The sequence below is a fragment of the Duganella sp. sic0402 genome (genome assembly GCF_019219065.1).
In the GTDB taxonomy this organism is placed as follows: domain Bacteria; phylum Pseudomonadota; class Gammaproteobacteria; order Burkholderiales; family Burkholderiaceae_D; genus Rugamonas.
The window spans coordinates 287,196-307,213 of the sequence record NZ_JAHUWK010000003.1 but is presented as its reverse complement, the minus strand read 5'-3'; the positions used below and the strand labels follow the sequence as shown (position 1 = coordinate 307,213).

Below are 20,018 nucleotides of genomic sequence, written 5' to 3'. Positions count from 1 at the left end.
AGTGTAGGCAAATGTGGGCGTGCGCGGCGCACGGCTTTACCGCTGTCGCGGCAGGGCTTGCAGGCGTTGCGCCCAGGCAGGCGTGGCCGCGCGCCAGAAAGCATCGATCGTTTCCGCTTGTATATCCAGTCCCAGGAAGCGGGCGGCCGGCAGCATCGCCTCGCGCAGCAGGATTTGCGGATCGGCACCGGTGTCGAAGGCTTGCGCGCCGGTTTGCTTGGACATCTTGTCGCCGGCCTCGTTGACCACCACCGGCACATGCAGATAGGTCGGCTGCGGCAGGCCCAGCACTTGTTGCAGGTACAGCTGGCGCGGCGTCGAATCGAGCAGGTCGGCGCCGCGCACGATGTCGGTGATGTGCTGCGCGCCGTCGTCCACTACCACCGCCAGTTGATAGGCCCAGTAGCCGTCGGCGCGGCGGATGATGAAATCGCCAACCTCATCGGTCAGGTCCTGGCTGTAGTGGCCGGCCCAGCGGTCCTCGAAGGACAGCACGCAGTGCGGCTGTTGCGGCACCTTGAGGCGCAGCGCGCGCTCCACCTTGCCCGGCGCCAGGCCATGGCGGCAGGTGCCCGGATAGACCAGGTTCAGCAGCTGGCGGCCGCTCAGCTTGACTTGCGAATCGGCGATCTCGCGGCGGGTGCAGCCGCAGGGATAGACCAGCTCGCCCAGCTGTTCCAGCGCCTGCTGGTAGAGCGGGTAGCGCCGGGTTTGCCAGGTCACGTCGCCATCCCAATGCATGCCGCAGCGCTGGATCGAGGCCAGGATATGTTCGGCTGCGCCATCGACGTTGCGGGCGCCATCAACATCTTCGATACGCAGCAGCCACTGTCCATGATGCGCCTTGGCGTCGAGATAACTGGCCATGGCGGCCACCAGCGAGCCGAAGTGCAAGGGGCCGGTAGGCGAGGGCGCGAAGCGGCCAATGTAGGGAGTACGTGCAGTCATGCCGTTATTTTAACGCGGCCTCACGGTGGATGGCTGGGCGGCAGGTCAAATCGCATACAATGTGCGCGCGGAAAAACCGCACCGACCACTGACGAATGGACATCAAAACAATGAAGACATCCTTTGTAGCCTCCGCGCTGGCCATGAGCCTGGCGCTGGCTTTCCCGGCCCACGCAGATGCTGGCAAGACCGCCGTCGTGCAGGAAGCGCCGCTGCGCGCCCATTTGCAATTCCTCTCCAGCGATCTGCTGGAAGGCCGCGGCACCGGCCAGCGGGGCGGCGACCTGACCGTTGCCTATCTTGAATCGCAAGCCATGGCGCTGGGCCTGAAGCCCGGCAATGGCGACAGCTTCCGCCAGCCGGTGCTGATCGCCGGTGTGAAGACGTTGCCGGCCGAAAGCACGCTGAAACTGGAAGCGGGCGGCAAGCCGCTGGACATCGCCTTCGGCAAAGACTGGGTATATGCGCCAGGCGACGCGGCCGCCGCGCACAGCCTGAATGCGCAGCTGGTGTTCGTCGGCTACGGCATTACCGCGCCGGATGAACAGTGGAACGATTTCAAGGGCGCCGGCCTGAAAGGCAAGATCCTGGTCATGATGGTCAACGACCCGCAGCCGACGGCAGAAGAACCAAACCGCTTCAACGGCAAGGGCCTGACCTACTACGGCCGCTGGAGCTACAAGTTTGAAGAAGCGCAGCGTCAGGGCGCAGCGGGCGTATTGTTGATCCACACCACGCCGACCGCATCGTACGGCTGGAGCGTGATCCAGAACAGCTGGTCGGGCGTCGAGCGCTTCCAGCTGGCCGCCGGCACGCTGGGCACGGCGCTGCAAGGCTGGGTGACGGAAGACACGGCGCGCGCGCTGTTCAGTGCTGCCGGCCAGGACCTGGATGCGCTGCGTGCGGCGGCCGAGAAGAAAGACTTCAAGCCGCTGGCCCTGTCGGCAACGATGACTGGTGAAATGAAGGCGGCAGTGCGCAAGGTGGAGCAATTCAACGTCGCCGCCGTGGTGCCGGGCACCGATCCGAAACTGAAAGACGAAGTGGTCATCTACAGCGCGCATTGGGACCACTTGGGCAAGCAGGGGGATAGCGGCGATACCATCTTCAACGGCGCGGTGGACAACGCCTCCGGCAGCGCGGCCTTGCTGGCAATGGCGGCCGAAGCGCGGCGTGTGCCGGCCAGGCGCAGCCAGATGTTCCTGTGGGTCGCTGCGGAAGAGCAGGGCTTGCTGGGCAGTAGCGCGTACGCTTCGTCGCCGCTGTGGCCGCTGGCCAAAACTGCCGCCAACCTGAACCTGGACAGCCTGAACTTCGTCGGCGTCACGCGCGACATTGGCACGCAAGGCAGCGAGCGCACCGAGCTGGGTAAGCTGGCCGAGACGGCGGCCAAAGCGATGGGCATGCAGATCGCGCCGGCCAAGCCGGATCTGGCCGGTGGCTACTTCCGCAGCGACCACTTCAGCTTCGCCAAGAAAGGCGTGCCGGCGTTTTCGATCTCCTCGGGCCGCGACTACATCAAAGACCCGGCGGGTGCAAAAGCCAAGGCTGAAGCCTACGGCAAGCGCTACCACCAGGCCAGCGACGAATATGATCCGGGCTGGGACCTGTCGGGCATGGTGCAGACGGCGCAATACACGCTCAACCTGGGCCGCCTGATCGCCAACGGCGCCAAGCTGCCGGAGTGGAAAGCCGGCGACGCCTTCGCCGTCCCCCGCAACTAAATTCCGGGGTCTGACCCCGGTTTTATTCGGTGGCGAAGACGGCGAGTGCGATCAGCGGGAAGCACAGGCCGGTCCACAGGACGCCGGTCCAGCCGTGGGCGGCGAACATCCAGCCGCCTAGCGATGAGCCGATCGCGCCGCCCATGAAGAATAGCGCCATGTAGAGGCCGTTCAGGCGGCTGCGGATTTCCGGCGGCAGGGAGAAGATGGCGCGCTGGCCGGTGACCAGGTTGGCCGAGACGCCCATGTCGAGGATGACCGAGGCCAGCACCAGCGCGCCCAACTCGACCAAGCGGTCGCCGTGGATCAGCAGGGGCAGTGCAAACGCCAGCGCGCCCAGCAGCAGCGCGATCAAGGTGGTGGAGCGGCTCTTGCCCTGGTCGGCGCGATGGCCGGCGATGGGCGAGGCAATCGCGCCCGCCACCCCTACCAGCGCGAAGATCGCCACGCCGGTCTGGCTGATCTGGAAATGCGGTCCCGTCAGCTCCAGCGATACACAAGTCCAGAACAGGCTGAAGGCGCCGAACATGCACGCCTGGTAGGCCGCCCGGCGGCGCAGCACCGGCGTGGTTTTCAACAGCCGCCACATCGATCCCAATAACGCGAAGTAGTGCATGCCGCCCGCCGGCTGGCGCTGCGGCAGCTTGGCGCGCAGCAGCAAGGCCAGTGCCGCGGTGGCCAGCGCGGACAGCACGAAGATGGCGTGCCAGCTCAGCGCATCCGCCACCAGGCTGGCCACCGGCCGCGCCAGCATGATGCCCATCAGCAGGCCGCTCATGACTTTGCCGACGGTCTTGCCGCGCGTTTCGGGATTCGACAGGTGGGCCGCGAATGGCACCACGATCTGCGCCGCCACCGATCCCAGGCCAATGCATAGCGAGGCGAACAGGAACAATTTAGCACTGCTGGTCACCGACGCCGCCAGCAAGGCCAGCGCCGTCACCATCAGCGCGCCGACAATCAGCCGGCGATTTTCCAGCAGGTCGCCCAGCGGCACGATGAACATCAGGCCCAGGCAGTAGCCGATCTGCGTCAGCGTGACGATCAGCCCGGCCGCGCCGGGATCAAGCCCGGTGGCGCGGCTGATCGGGCCGATCAGCGTTTGCGCGTAGTACAGGTTGGCGACGATCAGGCCGGTCGCGATCGCGAACAGCCAGACCATGCCGGGCGACAGGTCGTGCGGGGCAGTAGACTGGCGCACCTGTTACAGCCCCGCCTGCGCGCGCGCCAGCGACTGGCGCACTTCGGCGGTGATTTCGTAGGAGCGCAGGCGCTGCGCATGCTCGAAGATCTGCGAGGTGATCATCAGCTCGTCGGCGCCGGTGCGGGCGATGAAGTCCTGGATCTGGCTGCTGACGGTGGCCGCCGCGCCGATCGCGGTGCAGGACAGCACCGAGTCCAGCATCGCGCGCTCGGGCAGGCCGAGCGTGTCGAGGTAGCCGGCTTTCGGCGGCGGCAGCTGCGACGGCCGGCCGGTGCGCAGGTTGACGAAGGCCTGCTGCATCGAGGTGGCGCGGAAGTGCGCTTCTTCGTCGGTGTCGGCAGCGAACACATTGAAGCCGAGCATGACGTAGGGCTTGGCCAGTTGCGCCGATGGCTGGAAGTTGGCGCGGTACAGTGCCAGCGCCTGCTGCATCATCTGCGGCGCAAAGTGCGAGGCAAACGCGAACGGCAGCCCGAGGTGCGCGGCCAGCTGCGCGCCGAAGGTGCTGGAGCCAAGTATCCACATCGGCACCTTGGCGCCTTTGCCGGGCACCGCCAGCACGCGCTGGCGCGGATTGTCGGACAGATAGTCTTGCAGCTCCAGCACATCTTGCGGGAAGGCGTCGGCGTCGCTGTCCAGGTTGCGGCGCAGCGCGCGCGCGGTGGTCTGGTCGGAGCCGGGCGCACGGCCCAGACCGAGGTCGATACGGCCGGGGAACAGTGCTTCCAGCGTGCCGAATTGTTCGGCGATCACCAGCGGCGAGTGGTTCGGCAGCATGATGCCGCCGGCGCCGACGCGGATGGTGCTGGTGCCGCCGGCCACATGCGCCATCACCACCGCCGTGGCGGCGCTGGCGATACCGGGCATGCCGTGGTGTTCCGCCAGCCAGTAGCGGTTATAGCCCCAGCGCTCGCCGTGCTGCGCCAGGTCCAGCGTGTTGCGGAACGAGGCTGATGGATTGCTGCCTTCGGCTATCGGGGACAGGTCGAGTATCGAAAATGGAATCATGGGTGTAGTCTCTCTGGTCATCACAAGCCCATTGAAAGGGTATGGGTATAATTCTTTCTAAATGGATAGAGAAGCATACACAGATTGGGCCAAGCGTGCAGGCCAGGCCCTGATTGCGCTGCTGGCGGCGTTGACAACGGCTGTCGCCGCGCCGCTGCCGCTGGTGGTCGCGGTGGATACCGGCACGGAAATGCCGATGGCCGGCTTTCGCGCTGAACATCTGGCCGAAGGTTTTCATAAAGATCTGGGTGAAGCTTTGGCCGGCAAGCTGGGCCGCGAAGCGCGTTTCCTGCTGCTGCCGCGCAAGCGCATCACGATGGCGCTGGACAGCGGCCAGGCGGACCTGATCTGTCTGTACCTGCCGCCCTGGCTGCCAGGCGAGTTTCAATGGACGCGCGCCTTTTTCCCGGTGTCGGAAGTGCTGGTGACCGATACTTCGGTCGTTCAGCCCCACGCGCTGCGGGATTTAAGCGGCCAGCCGATAGCCACGATATTGGGTTATTACTATCCCGAATTGGACAAGGCCTTGGGCCAGGGTTTTATCCGCGATGATGGACATTCATCTTCCGCCAATTTGCGTAAAATCGCCGCCGGACGTTTGCATCATGCTATTACCCAGCAAAGCACGCTTGATTATTATATTAAAGTTGGCGAGAAACTATCGCTGTATCCGCCTTTGGTGATAAAACATTATCAGGCGCAGTGCGCAGTGTCTCCCAAGGGCCAGGTCAGCGTTTCCGAGGTCAATAAGGCAATCGGCCAGTTACTCAGGGACGGAAGTGTGAGCAAAATAATCAGTAATTATCAAACTCGCCTCAGATAATGTTTTATTTTGCCGACGGTTTTTAAAAATAGTTTTTCCGGCGCTTGCTCTTGATTTACCATTGGAAACAATAAGGTGTTCGCCTTATTCTCCTTTTATTCCAATGTAAATATTAATTCGATGGCACGCGCTATATTATTCGCCTTGATGCTGGCTTGCTGCCAGACTGTATTCGCCGCCGGTCAGCTGTACCGTGTCACGCACGAGGGCAAGACCAGTTATCTGTACGGCACCATTCATGTCGGCCGCGACGGCGTGTATCCGCTGGATGCGGTGGCGTCGCGCGCGCTGCTTGACTCCAGGGCGCTGGTGATTGAACTGGATATCCGCGAGGACAAGGCGTTTCAGCAGGCGCTGGTCCGCCACGCCCGCTATCCCGATGGCGACACGGTGCAGAATCATCTGTCGCCGGCCACCTTGCGGAAAACCGAGCAGGCGCTGGCGCGCGCTGGCATGTCGCTGGCCTCGGTGCAGCACTACAAGCCGTGGCTGATCGCCAATCTGCTGGTCGGCGCGGAACTGGACAAGAACGGCTACCAGCGCAGCCAGGCGGTCGAATACGCGCTGCTGGCCGCCGCGCAAAAGCAGGACAAGACGGTGCGCGAGCTGGAAAGCGCGGATTATCAGCTCAGCCTGTTCGACAGCCTGGACACGCTGCAGCAGGAACAATATCTGCTGGAACAGCTGGCGGATCTGGACGACGGCGACTCGCTGAAAAAATCGCAGGCGCTGATCGAAGCCTGGCGCGCCGCCGACAAGACCGGCATCCAGGCCGCCTGGCACAACGCCACCACCGGCGACAGCATCTCGGCCGGCTTCATGAACCGCGTGCTGCTGGGCAAGCGCAATCCGGAAATGGCCGCGAACATCGAACGCATCATGCAGCAGGACCAAGTGGCTTTTGTCGGCGTCGGCCTGCTGCATCTGGTGGGGGATGACGGGCTGCCGCAGCTGCTCAAGCGGCGCGGCTACCAGGTCGAACAACTGTACTGATCGCTCGTCTGACGATTGATGTATATCAATTGAAGCATGCTGACTGCACGCAATAATTGTTCGGTATCAATTTAAAGGACACCGAAATGTTGACACGCGTGACAGACGCTATTATCGAACAGATCATTGATGCCACTTGCAGCGATAGCCGCAGCCGGCATTTCTTCCGGCACGCGCTGCACGGCCTGGTACGCGTGGCCAAGGCCGAGCAGCTGCGGGAAATGCGTCAGGACGTTGAACTGGCCAGCGGCGCCATCAGTCAGCGGGCTGGCTGCGATAGCGGTTCCATAGAGCCCACATAAAGCTGGCCATGGCCATGGCCGCGTAACAGTCCACCATCCAGTCCGACACCGCGCCGCGCCGATACGGGAACATGCTTTGCACACATTCGTCGATAGCGCCCATGGCGGCGATGGTCAGCACTGCCTTGCCGGCGCGCTGCGACGGCGTGCCGCTGCCGCCGGTGAAAATCAGAAAGGTCAGGCCGGCATAGGCCAGCGAATGCAGCACCACGCCGGAAGCGACTTCGCCGATGTCCTGGCGTGCGCCGGGTATCGAGCCGACGATCAGGATCAGCAGGTACAGGGTGATGGCGGTCCAGTAGCGGAGGCGGGCGTGGGACGAGGTCAGGAAGATTTGCTTGAGCATGAGGCGCACCATACCATGCACTGCAAAAAAAGGGGAGTGGTGCACCGGAGGCCCGGTGCACCTGTTCTTCAGTCATGCCTATCGGTTGCATGTACTTAAGATGTGACCAGTATAGGCAGGGTTTGTTACGCCGTCATGACAAGGAATAAAAAAAAAGCCCGCTTACGTTAGCGGGCTTAAAACTATTTTCTTGGAGGAGAATAGTGGAGACAGGTGTAATTATGCTGCGTTGCCAGATATGTGTCTAATTGTTCTTTCAGATACCAGACATCAGGCTGAAGCATATCTCTGTCATTTGACCGGGACGGTGTAGTTCAGTGCCAGGCGGCCGCCGTCCACGTACAGGGTCTGGCCGGTCATATAGCTGGCGTCGTCGCTGGCCAGGAAGGCGGCGATCGAAGCCACTTCCTCCGGCTCGCCGCAGCGGCCCATCGGCGTGCGCGACAGAATGGTGTGGCGCGATTCCGGGCTGGACATCACCGCCTGCTTGGCCAGCTCGGTCAGGATGGTGCCCGGTCCGATGCCGTTGACGCGGATGCCGTGCTCGACCAGATTCAGCGACATCACCTTGGTCAGCTGGTTGATCGCGCCTTTCGACACCACGTAGGGCACCTGGTTGGGAATCGCCAGTTCCGCGTTGACGCTGGACATATTGATGATCGCGCCGCTTTGCTGCTTGACCATTACCCGCGCCACCGCCTGGCCGCACAGGAACATCGACTTCAGGTTGATGCGCATGACGCGGTCGAAGTCTTGCTCGCACACGTCCAGGAAATTGGCGGCGTGGGTGACGCCGGCGTTGTTGATCAGGATGTCGATGCGGCCGAAAGCGGCCAGGGTGGCGGCCACCATTGCATCGACATCTGCCTTTTGGGAGACGTCGGCGGCAAAGAAGCGGGCTTGTTCGCCCAGTGCGGCGGCCGCGTCGGCGCCTTCCGGCTTGATGTCCACCAGCATGACCTTGGCGCCTTCGGCAATCATGCGCTGGGCGCAGGCCAGGCCGATGCCCTGGGTGGCGCCGGTCACGATAGCGACTTTATTCGATAATTTCATGGGAATGAGCTTTCTGGGTGGAGATCCCAAATTTTAACAGCCCTCCATGGGCGGGTTACAATAGAGGGTTTGCAATTTTTGAGAGGGAGCCGTCGTGACTTTTATTAACAAATTATCCGCCGCGTGGACGGCCAACGACTCCCTGCTGTGCGTCGGCCTGGACCCGGACCTGGCCAAGCTGCCGGCCCAGTTCCACAACGACCCGCAAGGTATTTACCACTTCTGCCGCGAAATCATCGACGCGACCGCCGACCTGGCGTGCTCGTTCAAGCCGCAGATCGCCTATTTTGCCGCATTGAGCGCGGAAGACCAGCTGGAGCAGATTTGCGCCTATGTGCGCGAGAATTATCCGCACATTCCGCTGATCCTGGATGCCAAGCGCGGCGACATCGGCGCCACCGCGCGCCAGTATGCACGCGAAGCCTACGACCGCTATGGCGCCGACGCGGTCACCGTCAATCCCTACATGGGCTCGGATTCGGTGGCACCGTATATGGAGTGGAGCGACCGCGGCGTGATCATCCTGTGCCGCACCTCGAACGCGGGCGGCTCCGACCTGCAATTCCTGGACGTCGGCGGCAAGCCGCTGTACCAGCACGTGGCACGGCTGGTGGCGGAAAAGTGGAACAGCAACGGCCAATGCGCGCTGGTGGTGGGTGCGACCTTCCCTGAAGAACTGGCGCAGGTGCGCGCGATTGTCGGCGACATGCCGCTGCTGGTGCCGGGCATCGGCGCGCAGGGCGGTGATATTGCGGCCACGGTCAAATCGGGCCGCACCGCGAATGGCGCCGGCATGATGATCAACTCCTCGCGCGCCATCCTGTACGCAGCGCAGCAGCCCGGCGAAGACTTCGCCAGCGCTGCCCGCCGCGTCGCCGAAGAAACCCGCAACGCGATCAACCAATACCGCTAAAATCCGGGGTCAGTTGGCGGGGGCGACCAGTTCGGCGTATTCGTAGAGGTCGCCGAGGATTTGTTCGCTGCGCTCGTCGGCGGATTGCTGCAGCTCGTCGATTTTGGCGAAGTAGTCGTCGATGGTGCGTGCGCCGCCGGCGCCTTCGTAGAAGCGCGTGGCGCGGTGCTGTTCCCAGTGTTCCATTTCGGTTTCAGACAGCGTTTCCGGGAAGTTGCGGGCGCGGTAGCGTAACAGCAGCTCGGCCAGGCGGCCATCGCCAAACGCCGGCGACGCTACCGCCAGCCGCGCCGGCGATTCGCGGCGCAGCGTGTCCAGCAGGCGGCGGTCGTCTTTGCTGATGAAGCCGTTGTACAGGTCTTCGTCCACGTCCAGCGGCTGGCCGGCCGGGCGGTAAAAGACTGCTTCCCAGACCGCCGTGAGGTCGCGCCCGGCCGCCGCGATTGCCGCATGCGCCTTGCCTTGCTCCAGGTCGATGCCCCATTTGGCCTGCATGGCCGGCGACAGGGTCTTCAGATTGGATACCAGCATCGGCGATTTGTTGAGATGGATGCTTTTTACCGGCAGGCGCGTCATGCCTTCCGGCAGCGCGTCGCTGCGGGTGAAGATGCGGGTGCGGATGGTGTCCGCGTCCAGCGTGTACAGTTCGCTCGGGTCATAGCTGCAATCCCAGACGATGACTTCGTTTTTGTTGGTCGGATGCGTACCCAGCGGGTAAACCAGCGCGATGCAGCCGCGCTCGGCCGGGAACATGCCCGACACATGCAGGAAGGGCTGGCGCAGATTGAGCGCCAGGTGCATGCCGATTTCATCCGCCACGCGGTCTTTCTTGTGCAGCGCGAAGCAGAAGTCGAACAGTTTCGGCTGCTGCTGCTTGATCAGCCGCGCCAGCGCGATGGTGGCGCGCACGTCGGACAGCGCATCGTGCGCGGATTCGTGCAGCAGGCCGTTGGCCTTGGCCAGGTCTTCCAGCTTGAAGCTGGGCTTGCCGTCTTCTTTGGTCGGCCAGTTGATGCCTTCCGGCCGCAGCGCGTAGGTCATGCGCACCACGTCCAACAGGTCCCAGCGGCCGCAGCCGTTTTGCCATTCGCGCGCATACGGGTCGATCAGGTTGCGCCAGAACATGAAGCGGGTGATTTCATCGTCGAAGCGGATGGTGTTGTAGCCGACGCCGACGGTGCCCGGCTGGGCGAACGCCTGTTCGATGGTGGCGGCAAACTGGTGCTCCGGCACGCCCCATTCCAGGCATTGCTGCGGGGTGATGCCGGTGATCAGGCAGGATTGGGGATCGGGCAGGAAATCATTGGCTGGCTTGCAATACAGCATGATCGGATCGCCGATTTCGTTGAGGTCGGCGTCGGTGCGGATCGCGGCGAATTGCGCCGGGCGATCGCGGCGCGGAACCGCGCCAAAAGTTTCGTAGTCGTGCCAGAGAAAGGTCTGATTAGTCATAAGTGCTACAGAAATTTAAAAAGCTGCCGATAATTCTAGCGTGTTCAATGAGGAGCAACATCATGGCTACTCCGGTATCAGTTACTTCAGGTAATAATGCTAACGCTGCAACACCAGTGCAATCCAGGGATGAGCGGCCGGTATCGGTGACCGCCAAGGCCAAGGCTGAACTCAACGCTTCTATCGTACAAGCTTCGCTGACCGTGTCCATCAATTCCTCGAATGACCCGCTGTCGGTGGTGCTGAAAACCGCGCTGACCGGCATCAATGAAGCGCTCAAGGACGATTTCGGCGATAACGCCATCCAGAATGCCGTGTCGCAGGATAATACCCCGGAAGGCACCGCCGGCCGCATTGTATCCTTGTCGACCGCCTTTTTCGAAGCCTACAAGCAGCAGCATCCGGGCGAGGACGAGGGCGAGCTGCTGAACAAGTTCATGGACACCATCAAGGGCGGCGTCGAAAAAGGCTTCAAGGAAGCGCGCGATGTGCTGGACGGGCTGAAGGTGCTGAACGGCGACATCGCCAGCAATATCGACCAGACCTATACGCTGGTGCAGAAGGGCTTTGACGATTTCGTCGCCGCGCAGCAGGCGCGCATCAAGGATGCGGCCAGCCCGCAGGCCACTAGCCAGGCAAAGGCATCAGCGGCTTAAGCCGCCACCTGGTTGCGGCCGGCTTCCTTGGCACGGTACAGCGCTGCATCGGCGGCGGCGATCAGGTCGTGCTCGTTTTGCTGCGGACGCAGCACCGACACACCAAACGAGGCCGTGATATGCGGCAGCGGCTGGCGCATGTCGCCAAACACCTTGGCCTGGCGCATCCGCTCGCACAGCCGCTCGGCCACCGAGGCCGCCACCTTGTCGCTGGTGTCCGGCAGCAGCACCATCATTTCCTCACCACCGTAGCGTACCGCGAAATCGGTTGGCCGCAGCGCGCCGCTCAGCACTTGCGCCGCCGAACGCAGCGCCTCGTCGCCGGCCAGGTGGCCGTGGCTGTCGTTGAATTGCTTGAAGTGGTCCAGGTCGATCATGATCAGCGCCAGCGGCGCGGCCGAGCCGTGCGCGGTGGCCACCATGGTCGGCAGCAGGTCGTTCAGCCAGGCGCGGTTGTACAAACCAGTCAGGCCGTCGATCATCGACAGCTGGCGGTAGAATTCGCCCAGCTTCTGGCGTCGGCGCAACTGCGCATTGGCGGCGCGGATGCGGAACGACAGCAGCCGCAGCAGATTGCGCGCCAGCACATTCGATTCATCGATCAATTGCCACACCAGATCGGCCTCGATCACCAGCACTTCGCTGTCTTCCAGCGCGGTGATGCTGGATAGATTGGCTTCCTCGTCCAGCACTGACTGCTCGCCCACGCTTTCGCCGGGCAGGATTTTGCTGACCGTGCCGTCGGCCATGCCGGTACGCGTATCAGTGGCCACCGACAGCGCACCGCGCAGCAGGATGTACAGCCGCGCGCGGTTGGACTCGGTAACGGCGCCGCCGGCTTCCAGCAGCATGATGGGGCAATTGGCCAGCAGTCTGGCGATGGCGGCGTCGTCGTCGGCGTTGCGCAGCAGCTGTAAATCGCTGATCCGATAGCTCGATGAGCCGAATGTACTGATCTGTTTCAAGGATGTCTCACAGGTGCCAAAAGGCAATCAATCGTTCTTGAATTATCATAGCCGAAATCGTTAGAGGCGTGTTTCAATAACGGCATCTTCACTGAACTGGATACAACATGGCTTACACCGACGCGCTGGGCGTTGAGCATCAACCCGATCCGCAGGCGCGGATTGTCTCGCTGGTGCCGTCGATTACCGAATTGCTGTGCGATCTGGGCCTGGCGGCGCAAGTGGTGGGACGTACCGGCTTTTGCATCCATCCGTGGGAGGTGGTGCGGGATATTCCCAAAGTGGGCGGCACCAAGGATGTGAATCTGCAAAAGATCCGCCAGCTGGCGCCCAGCCATGTGGTGCTGAACATCGATGAAAACGAAAAGCCGGTGGCCGATGCGCTGGCGGAATTTGTGCCCAATCTGATCGTTACGCATCCGCTACGGCCTCACGATAATGTCGCGCTGGCGCGGCTGATGGGCGGCGTGTTCTGCCGCGAACAGCAGGCCGCCGACTGGTGCGCTGCCTTTGAGGCCGAATACGCGCTGCTGCGGGCCGCGCCCAAAGGGCCGCAGCAAACCATGTTGTACTGCGTGTGGCAAGATCCGTGGATGAGTATTTCGCGCGACACCTATATCGCCCGCATGCTGGAGGAAATTGGCTGGAGCGTGCCGGATCTGGGCGAGTCGCGCTATCCGGAATTCCGCTGGTCGCGCGAGCTGATCGACAATATCGACGGGGTGCTGCTGTCGAGCGAGCCGTACCGCTTCACCGAAGCGCATGCGGATGTGCTGGAACGCCAGATCGGCAAGCCGGTGCTGCTGGTGGATGGGGAAATGATGTCGTGGTATGGCAGCCGTGCACTGCAAGGCTTGCGCTACTTGCGGGAGCTGGCGCAACGCTAGGCCGCTCCCGCAGGCCGGGACTAGTCTTCCTGGCTGGCTACGACTGCGGCCGAGGTGGCCGCGACGCCTTCGGCGTGGCGCTTGCTATCATGCAGTTTGCCGACCGCGCTATCCACTGCGCGCTTGAGTTTGTCGGTGGCGCCGCTGATGGCCTGGTGCAGTGTGGCAGCATGGTCGCTGACGGCGATCGGTTGCAGGCCGGTAAGACGTGCTTCCATCAGGCAGCGATTGTCGCCATCGGCCGATTTTTGGCCCAGGTTATCGCTGAGATGCACTTCGACGCGGGTAATTTGTTCGCCGAAGCGGTGGAGCGCATTGCTCACGACAGATTGCACATGATCGTCCAGGCCAGCATGGTTGGCGATGGTTTTGTCGGTATTCACTTGGATTTGCATAGTGTGCTCCTTGTTGTTTGTCGCGTGACCATCTTACTCCTTGCAAGCTTAAGCGGGTGTTAATTGCTTCACTGACGTGTGGAAACTTGATGTTGAGGTGTTTTAAAGGAGGTAGTACATGTCGTTGATCACTGCCAATATGGCGCTGGCTTACACGGCCTATGCCATCGGCGTTGCCAGTCCCGGCCCCAGCAATCTGGCCGTCATGGCCACCGCCATGCGCGCCGGCCGGCGTGCCGCGCTGGTGTTTGCCTTGGGCGTCATCAGCGGCTCGGCCATATGGGGGATGCTGGCCACGCTGGGATTATCGACCCTGATGACGCGCTACTCGTATGTGCTGGTGGTGATGAAAGTGCTGGGCGGCCTGTACCTGCTATGGCTATCGTTCAAATCGCTGCGGTCGGCGTTGCGCAAGCACGATGCGGCGGACCTGGACGGCGGCGGTGGCGATAGTTCGCTGTGGCGCTTGTATGGCCGTGGCGCGGCCATGCATCTTACCAATCCGAAGGCAATTTTTGTCTGGCTGTCGATCATCACGCTGGCCTTGTCGAACGACGCGCAGCGCGCGGATGCGCTGCCGATACTCGCCGGCTGCCTGATGATAGGTGCGCTGATATTCTGCGCTTACGCGCTGCTGTTCTCGACGCAGTCGGCGCGGCGCATACACGCCCGCTCGCGCCGCTGGTTCGATGGCATCCTGGCGGCAGCCTTTGGCGCCGCCGGCGTGCGGATGCTGCTTAGCCGTTAAGCAGTGAGGCGGCGATGTTGATCGACAGGCCGAGGATGGCCAGGTTGTAGAAAAAGCATAGTACTGACTGGCTCAGCACCACTTTGCGCAGGCTGCGCGTGCGCACTGTCACATCGGAGGTTTGTACCGCGACGCAGATGGTGAACGAGAAATACAGGAAATCCCAGTAGTTGGGCTGCAAGGCGCTGTCCGGAAAGCCCAGCGGCTTGTCGCCGTCGTCTGCCATATAGTACAGATGAGCATAGTGCGAGCAGAACATGATCCCGACCATAAACCAGGAGCCGATCAGTGTCAGCACGCTGAGTGCGTAGCGCTGTAGCAGGTCGCCGGCGTCCTTGGTGGCGCTCAGTTGCGAGACGATGGCGGCCAGGCTGAGCAGCACCGCCAGCGACAGCAGCGCCAGGATTACCGGACCTTTTTCATCCTGCCGGCAGGCGGCGCGCTTGATGTCGTGGTGGTCGGCCTGGATCATCATCCACGCCATCGTCAGCAGATAGGTCCATACCAGAATGTCCCAGCAGGCCAGCAGGCGTGTCAGCCATGGCCAGCCGCCGGGCAGCCAGGGCAGCACCGCCAGCGCCAGCACGGTGGCCAGGCTCAGGTGAGGGCGGCTGTGGATGAGGGAGGGCAGGCGCATGCTTATTTCTTGTCGTCGTGAGGGAAGCGGTCCATGCGCGACAGCGCCGGGAACAGCACCGTCCACGCGCCGACCACGCCCAGCGTGGCGGCGCCGCCGAACAGGATGGCGCGCGTCAGCCCCAGCCAGCCGGCGGTGATGCCGGATTCAAATTCGCCCAGCTCGTTGGATGCGCCAATGAACACCGAGTTGACCGCGCTGACGCGGCCGCGGATTTCGTCGGGCGTTTCGTACTGCACCAGCAGGTGGCGCACATACACGCTGATCATGTCGCCGGCGCCCATCAGGAACAGCACCACCAGCGCCACCACAAAGCTGGTGGTCGAACCCAGCACGATGGTGCCGAGGCCGAACAGCGCCACGCCGCCCAGCATCCACGCGCCGACGCGGCGCGTGATCGGGAAGAAGGCCAGCGCGATCGAACACAAGGCCGCGCCGGCGCCGGGCATGGTGCGCAGCGCGCCCAGGCCGTTCGGGCCGATGTGCAGCACGTCGTGCGCCAGCGCCGGCAGCAGCGCGGTGGCGCCGCCGAACAGCACCGCGAACAGGTCGAGCGAAATCGCACCAAGCACGATTTTCTTGTTCCACACGAAACGCAAGCCTTCCAGCACCGTATGCCACGACGCCGGTCCGCTGGCGCTGGCCTGCTTGACCGACTTCACCAGGCACATCATGATCACCGCCAGCACCAGCAGTACCGAGGAAATCATATACACCGTTTTCGGTCCGGCCAGGTAGAACAGGCCGCCCAGCGACGGGCCGACGATCACCGCGACGTGGAACGAGGAGGAACTCAAGGCCACCGCCTTGCTGAAATCTTGCTGCGGCACCAGATTGACCAGGATGGCTTGCGTGGCCGGGCCCATGAAGGCGCGTGCGCTACCGTACAGCACCAGCACCGCAAAGATCGGCCACACGGCCGACAGGCCGGTATAAGCGAACAGCAGTAGCATCAGGCCGCACAGCATCTGCGCGAACAGCGCCAGGGCGACCAGGTTGCGGCGGTCGTAGCGGTCGGCGGCGTGGCCCGCGATCAGGATCAAGGCCAGGAAGGGCAGGAACTGCGCCAGGCCGATCAAGCCCAGGTCGAACAGATTGTGCGTCATCGAATAGACTTGCCAGCCGATGGCGACGTTTTGCATTTGCACGGCCAGCGTGGCCAGGGTGCGGGCGGACAGATAAAGCGCGAAGTTACGGTGGCGCAGGACGCTGAAACCGTTGTTTGAGTGACTGTCTGACATTGAGGCTTTCGGGAGCAGAGCCCTGGGACTCTGCATCCCGAAGGCCCTGGCGGTTGGATGCGGTTATTGGTTGAGATCGGCTTCGCTGGTGAAGGCGTCGGCGTAGAATTCTTCCTCTGGCAAGCTGCATTGGGCGACCAGGTCGGTCTTGGCCGACTCCACCATGATCGGCGCGCCGCAGGCGTACACCTGATAGCCGGACAGGTCCGGCAGGTCGGCCATCGCCGCATGGTGCACATAGCCGGTGCGGCCAACCCAATGATCCTCCGGCTGCCGGTTGGATAGTACCGGCACATACTTGAAGTTCGGCATCTGCTTTTCCCAGTCGCGGCACAGCGCGTCCATATAGATGTCCTGCGGGCGGCGGCCGCCCCAGTACAAGATCATCTGGCGCGAAGAACCTTGCGCGCGCAGGTGTTCGACAATCGCCTTGATCGGCGCGAAGCCGGTGCCGGTGGCCAGCAGCAGCATCGGCTTGTCGCTGTCTTCGCGCACGAAGAAAGTGCCCATCGGGCCTTCAAAGCGCAGGATGTCGCGTTCCTTCATGGTGCTGAACACCTGGTCGGTGAACAGGCCGCCCGGCAGGTGGCGGATGTGCAGCGCCAGCGGCTGCGCCGGGTCCGGCGGCGAGGCCAGCGAGTAGCTGCGGCGCTTGCCGTCCTTGAGCATGAATTCGATGTATTGGCCGGCGCGGAATTTCAGCGTTTCATTGGCAGGCAGTTGCAGCGTCATGACCACCACGTCCGAGGCGAGGCGTTCCATGGTGGCTACGCGCGACGGCATTTTGCGGATCGGGTAATCGTCGCTGCCGCCCACTTCGCGCGCTTCGATCACCAGGTCGCCCTGCGGGATGGCGCAGCAGAACAGCGAAACGCCACGCGCCGCTTCGTCGGCCGGCAGTGCGCGCTCCTGGTGCGGCTTGTGTTTCACTTCGCCTTGCAGCACCTTGCCTTTGCACGAGCTGCAGGCGCCATTTTTACAGCCATAGGGCAGGCCGATACCGGCACGCATCGCCGCCGCCAGGACGGTTTCGTCATCCTCGCAGCTGAATTGATGGCCGCTGGGCTGTACAGTTATTTGAAACGTCATACAATCTTTCAGATGAAAACACTACATATACACAAGTTCAGGCGGCCACGTCTGCTGATTGTCGGCTGCGGCGATGTCGGCATGCGGCTGCTGCCATTGCTGACGCCGTATTTCCGCGTGTTTGCCACCACCAGCCAGCCGGCGCGCTGCGCCGAGTTGCGCGCCGCCGGCGCCGTGCCGCTGCTGGCCGACCTGGACCAGCCGGCCAGCTTGCGCCGCCTGGCCGGGCTGGCGTCAGCGCTAGTGCATCTGGCGCCGCCGCCTGGAGAAGGCGTGCTGGACAGCCGCACCCGCAATTTGACCGCCATTTTACCTGAGCGCGGGCGTGTGGTTTATGTCAGCACCACCGGCGTGTATGGCGATTGCGGCGGGGCGCTGTTTGATGAAAGCCGGCCGGTGGCGCCGCGCAATGCCCGCGCGCTGCGCCGGGTCGATGCGGAACGCACGCTGCGGCGCTGGGCGCGTCGCGCCAACGCAACATTGGCCATCCTGCGCGTGCCTGGTATCTATGCAGGCGACCGGCTGCCGCTGAAGCGCTTGCAGCAGGGCACGCCTGCGCTGATCGAGGCGGACGATGTGTACACCAACCATATCCACGCGGACGACCTGGCGGCGCTGATCGTGCGCGCGCTGTATCGTGCGCTGCCGCACCGTGTCTACCACGCGGTGGATGACAGCGACATGAAGATGGCGCACTATTTCGATGCCGTCGCCGATGCTTTCCAGCTGCCGCGCCCGCCGCGTTTGCCGCGCGCGGAATTGCAGCAGGTGGTGACGCCGGCGCTGCTGTCCTTCATGTCGGAGTCGCGCCGGCTGAGCAATGGGCGCATCAAGCGCGAACTGGGCGCGCGTCTGCGCTACCCGACGGTGGCGGATACCTTGAAGGACGCTTGTAAAGATATGTAAAGCAAGTTGGCTTGTTTGATGCCTATCTGGCAAGTCATCCGATGTTATGGTATTGTTGACCATCTTCACGAAGGAGCTTGCATGCTAGCCACAGTGCAGCCGACCAAAGAGCAAGTCCGTGCCTACATGCGACAGCGCCAGCGCGAATTCTGCCACTGCCCGCCGCCTGTCCCCGAAGAGATCCGCCGCCAGCTAGGCTGGCACTGCACGCCAGAGCAGGCGCCGCAGTCTTCCTCCTCTACCTTATTCCTCCCAGGCACGATCGCGCAATTGAGCGCCTTGCTGGCTGTCGAGTGGTGTTTCCTGGTTGCTGGCCTGGGCCGTCCAGGCTGATCTTTACATACTTTGATACTTATTTTTACAACAAAGATCGTCTCTACCACACAATTTGCGGTTAGAATCTCACTAAATATCACAAAACGAGCCGGTGAGTTAGCCGTTTTGTAACGGAAGCGTGTATTATCTCGGTTAAGCACTAAAACGCGGCATAAATGATCGTGTTTTGTAGTGCTTCAATGGTAATTGAGCTAAAAATTTTTCTTACCCATGTGTCGCTTTTTTGCAAATGTTGCATGAGTGACAGCGAACCTACTGAAAACACTATGTCTGCTCTGAAAGAAATCACTGCATCGCCTAACTACAATCCGAACCGCGTGCTGGATGCCATCATCGAGAAACTGCAACTGAAAAACGATGCAGCGCTGTCGCGCGCGCTGGAAGTGGCCCCGCCGGTCATCTCCAAAATCCGCCACAACACGCTGCCGATCGGCGCCACCATCCTGATCCGCATGCACGAGATCAGCGATTTCAGCATACGCGAACTGCGCGAAATGATGGCGTCCTGAGATCGGATAGCTGCACAGCAAAACGGCGCGTACCTTGCGGTAACGCGCCGTTTGTTTTTTTGCCGGGCCGGTATCAGGCTGAGGTGCTGATGCGCTGGCCTATGCGCTGGCCGCTGGTATTCACGGTCGGCGCGACCGCCGCTTGCGGGGGCGGAGGCGGTGGTGCTGATTCGATGCGCTCGGCGGGGCGGTCCACCTGTCTTACCTGCTCAGGCTGGCGGGCGGGGCCTGTTTGCTGAATGGCGGTGCTGTTGCTTGCAGCGACAGAGTTAATGGCCATGACATACTCCCATGATCTTTGGATACGCCGAGTATGCCACTTTTTTGAGCAGGTTGGCGGATTTTCTTGCGGCGTCAGACCGCCAGCGCCGCTGCCAGGCGTGGCCGCGCCTGGTAGAAGCCCGCTTGCGCGCCGACCACGCCGGAATGCGCAAACTGCGCCGCCACACCGGAGTGCGCAAAATCCGCCGGGGCCGTGGCGCGCGCATAGTCTTCGCCGAAGGTTTCCTCATACAGCTGCTTCATGCGCAATCCGACCCGCAGGTGCGCCGCCTCGTCATCCTCGCCGCGCAGGCCGATATACGGGAAGTGGTGCAGGAAGTGGCCGAACACGGCCTCGCAATCGGCCGCGTATTTCAGCGTGTCGAGGATGTGGTAATGCCAGAAGGTGTCGACATCGACCAGCGGCGCCGTTTGTTCCTGAGGGAATTTCTTCATCAGGTAGAGGAAGCGGCGATACTCGAACTCGACCGCGTTGGCGCGTTCCAGCGTCCAGCCTTCGCCGGACTCCTCGTGCATCAGTTTGACTTTGATCGGTTCCAGGTCCAGGGAAGCGATGGCGTGCATTTCTTGGGCATTCATCAGATTTTCCTTTGTGGTGTGT

General features: G+C 62.4%; 23 protein-coding genes. 10 read left to right on the top strand and 13 right to left on the bottom strand.

Annotated elements, in window-relative coordinates; translation table 11 throughout:
- Positions 1–36: 36 nt before the first annotated feature.
- Positions 37–948, bottom strand: coding sequence for a tRNA glutamyl-Q(34) synthetase GluQRS (gluQRS, locus tag KW842_RS10480; protein ID WP_218304025.1), 912 nt, complete (start codon positions 946–948; stop codon positions 37–39).
- A 110-nt stretch (positions 949–1,058) separates the two neighbouring features.
- Here gluQRS and KW842_RS10475 point away from each other — a divergent pair, with 110 nt between their 5' ends.
- A complete protein-coding gene (locus KW842_RS10475; RefSeq protein ID WP_229223611.1) occupies positions 1,059–2,672 on the top strand; it encodes a M28 family peptidase in 1,614 nt (537 codons plus the stop codon).
- A 22-nt stretch (positions 2,673–2,694) separates the two neighbouring features.
- Here the strand turns inward: KW842_RS10475 and KW842_RS10470 are convergent, their stop codons facing one another.
- Positions 2,695–3,834: an MFS transporter gene (locus KW842_RS10470; RefSeq protein ID WP_218304283.1), complete on the bottom strand. Its 1,140-nt coding sequence runs from the start codon at positions 3,832–3,834 to the stop codon at positions 2,695–2,697.
- 42 nt (positions 3,835–3,876) lie between these two features.
- On the bottom strand, positions 3,877–4,884 hold the full coding sequence (locus KW842_RS10465) for an LLM class flavin-dependent oxidoreductase (protein WP_218304023.1): 1,008 nt from the start codon (positions 4,882–4,884) through the stop codon (positions 3,877–3,879).
- A gap of 61 nt (positions 4,885–4,945) precedes the next feature.
- On the opposite strand from KW842_RS10465, the gene KW842_RS10460 reads away from it, so the two are divergent.
- Together KW842_RS10460 and KW842_RS10455 are read left to right on the top strand one after the other, a co-directional pair.
- Entirely contained in the window at positions 4,946–5,707 is a 762-nt protein-coding gene (locus KW842_RS10460; protein WP_218304022.1) for an ABC transporter substrate-binding protein, read from the top strand.
- Between the two features lie 120 nt (positions 5,708–5,827).
- Positions 5,828–6,700 (top strand): TraB/GumN family protein, encoded by an 873-nt coding sequence (locus KW842_RS10455; RefSeq protein WP_218304021.1) that lies wholly within the window; start codon positions 5,828–5,830, stop codon positions 6,698–6,700.
- A gap of 255 nt (positions 6,701–6,955) precedes the next feature.
- Here the strand turns inward: KW842_RS10455 and KW842_RS10450 are convergent, their stop codons facing one another.
- Both KW842_RS10450 and KW842_RS10445 read right to left on the bottom strand, forming a co-directional pair.
- Positions 6,956–7,348 carry a VanZ family protein gene (locus KW842_RS10450; protein WP_218304020.1) on the bottom strand — a complete coding sequence of 131 codons (393 nt, stop codon included), beginning with the start codon at positions 7,346–7,348 and terminating at the stop codon, positions 6,956–6,958.
- 291 nt (positions 7,349–7,639) lie between these two features.
- Positions 7,640–8,401 carry an SDR family NAD(P)-dependent oxidoreductase gene (locus tag KW842_RS10445; protein WP_218304019.1) on the bottom strand — a complete coding sequence of 254 codons (762 nt, stop codon included), beginning with the start codon at positions 8,399–8,401 and terminating at the stop codon, positions 7,640–7,642.
- A 94-nt stretch (positions 8,402–8,495) separates the two neighbouring features.
- On the opposite strand from KW842_RS10445, the gene pyrF reads away from it, so the two are divergent.
- On the top strand, positions 8,496–9,314 hold the full coding sequence (gene pyrF / locus KW842_RS10440) for an orotidine-5'-phosphate decarboxylase (RefSeq protein WP_218304018.1): 819 nt from the start codon (positions 8,496–8,498) through the stop codon (positions 9,312–9,314).
- 9 nt (positions 9,315–9,323) lie between these two features.
- Here the strand turns inward: pyrF and sbcB are convergent, their stop codons facing one another.
- Complete coding sequence (gene sbcB / locus KW842_RS10435) at positions 9,324–10,766, bottom strand: exodeoxyribonuclease I (protein ID WP_218304017.1); 1,443 nt, start codon at positions 10,764–10,766, stop codon at positions 9,324–9,326.
- Positions 10,767–10,882: 116 nt separating this feature from the next.
- Between sbcB and KW842_RS10430 the strand changes: the two genes are divergently transcribed.
- Positions 10,883–11,422 carry a DUF5610 domain-containing protein gene (locus KW842_RS10430; protein WP_373925163.1) on the top strand — a complete coding sequence of 180 codons (540 nt, stop codon included), beginning with the start codon at positions 10,883–10,885 and terminating at the stop codon, positions 11,420–11,422.
- Here the strand turns inward: KW842_RS10430 and KW842_RS10425 are convergent.
- Complete coding sequence (locus tag KW842_RS10425; protein WP_218304015.1) at positions 11,419–12,387, bottom strand: GGDEF domain-containing protein; 969 nt, start codon at positions 12,385–12,387, stop codon at positions 11,419–11,421. The two genes, KW842_RS10430 and KW842_RS10425, sit on opposite strands and share 4 nt — an antisense overlap.
- A 107-nt stretch (positions 12,388–12,494) precedes the next feature.
- Between KW842_RS10425 and KW842_RS10420 the strand changes: the two genes are divergently transcribed.
- Complete coding sequence (locus tag KW842_RS10420) at positions 12,495–13,274, top strand: helical backbone metal receptor (protein ID WP_218304014.1); 780 nt, start codon at positions 12,495–12,497, stop codon at positions 13,272–13,274.
- 20 nt (positions 13,275–13,294) lie between these two features.
- On the opposite strand, the gene KW842_RS10415 is transcribed toward KW842_RS10420, so the two are convergent.
- A complete protein-coding gene (locus tag KW842_RS10415) occupies positions 13,295–13,669 on the bottom strand; it encodes an HPF/RaiA family ribosome-associated protein (protein WP_218304013.1) in 375 nt (124 codons plus the stop codon).
- Positions 13,670–13,787: 118 nt separating this feature from the next.
- On the opposite strand from KW842_RS10415, the gene KW842_RS10410 reads away from it, so the two are divergent.
- Positions 13,788–14,417 carry a LysE family translocator gene (locus KW842_RS10410; protein WP_218304012.1) on the top strand — a complete coding sequence of 210 codons (630 nt, stop codon included), beginning with the start codon at positions 13,788–13,790 and terminating at the stop codon, positions 14,415–14,417.
- Here KW842_RS10410 and KW842_RS10405 read toward each other — a convergent pair.
- The 3 genes from KW842_RS10405 to KW842_RS10395 all read right to left on the bottom strand — a co-directional run bounded on the left by KW842_RS10405 (position 14,407) and on the right by KW842_RS10395 (position 17,384).
- Positions 14,407–15,054: a DUF1345 domain-containing protein gene (locus tag KW842_RS10405; RefSeq protein WP_218304011.1), complete on the bottom strand. Its 648-nt coding sequence runs from the start codon at positions 15,052–15,054 to the stop codon at positions 14,407–14,409. The genes KW842_RS10410 and KW842_RS10405 overlap by 11 nt on opposite strands.
- A 2-nt stretch (positions 15,055–15,056) precedes the next feature.
- Positions 15,057–16,295: an MFS transporter gene (locus KW842_RS10400; protein ID WP_218304010.1), complete on the bottom strand. Its 1,239-nt coding sequence runs from the start codon at positions 16,293–16,295 to the stop codon at positions 15,057–15,059.
- Between the two features lie 63 nt (positions 16,296–16,358).
- The gene (locus KW842_RS10395) at positions 16,359–17,384 is read right to left on the bottom strand and encodes a CDP-6-deoxy-delta-3,4-glucoseen reductase (protein ID WP_218304009.1); all 1,026 of its coding nucleotides are present in this window, start codon (positions 17,382–17,384) and stop codon (positions 16,359–16,361) included.
- Between the two features lie 12 nt (positions 17,385–17,396).
- On the opposite strand from KW842_RS10395, the gene KW842_RS10390 reads away from it, so the two are divergent.
- The 3 genes from KW842_RS10390 to KW842_RS10380 all read left to right on the top strand — a co-directional run bounded on the left by KW842_RS10390 (position 17,397) and on the right by KW842_RS10380 (position 19,135).
- Complete coding sequence (locus tag KW842_RS10390; protein WP_218304008.1) at positions 17,397–18,290, top strand: SDR family oxidoreductase; 894 nt, start codon at positions 17,397–17,399, stop codon at positions 18,288–18,290.
- An 81-nt stretch (positions 18,291–18,371) separates the two neighbouring features.
- Positions 18,372–18,623, top strand: coding sequence for a hypothetical protein (locus KW842_RS10385; protein ID WP_218304007.1), 252 nt, complete (start codon positions 18,372–18,374; stop codon positions 18,621–18,623).
- A gap of 269 nt (positions 18,624–18,892) precedes the next feature.
- The gene (locus tag KW842_RS10380) at positions 18,893–19,135 is read left to right on the top strand and encodes a hypothetical protein (RefSeq protein ID WP_218304006.1); all 243 of its coding nucleotides are present in this window, start codon (positions 18,893–18,895) and stop codon (positions 19,133–19,135) included.
- Positions 19,136–19,208: 73 nt separating this feature from the next.
- Here the strand turns inward: KW842_RS10380 and KW842_RS10375 are convergent, their stop codons facing one another.
- Positions 19,209–19,415: a hypothetical protein gene (locus KW842_RS10375; protein ID WP_218304005.1), complete on the bottom strand. Its 207-nt coding sequence runs from the start codon at positions 19,413–19,415 to the stop codon at positions 19,209–19,211.
- A 74-nt stretch (positions 19,416–19,489) separates the two neighbouring features.
- Positions 19,490–19,996, bottom strand: coding sequence for a glycine-rich domain-containing protein-like (locus KW842_RS10370; RefSeq protein ID WP_307729813.1), 507 nt, complete (start codon positions 19,994–19,996; stop codon positions 19,490–19,492).
- Positions 19,997–20,018 lie beyond the last annotated feature (22 nt).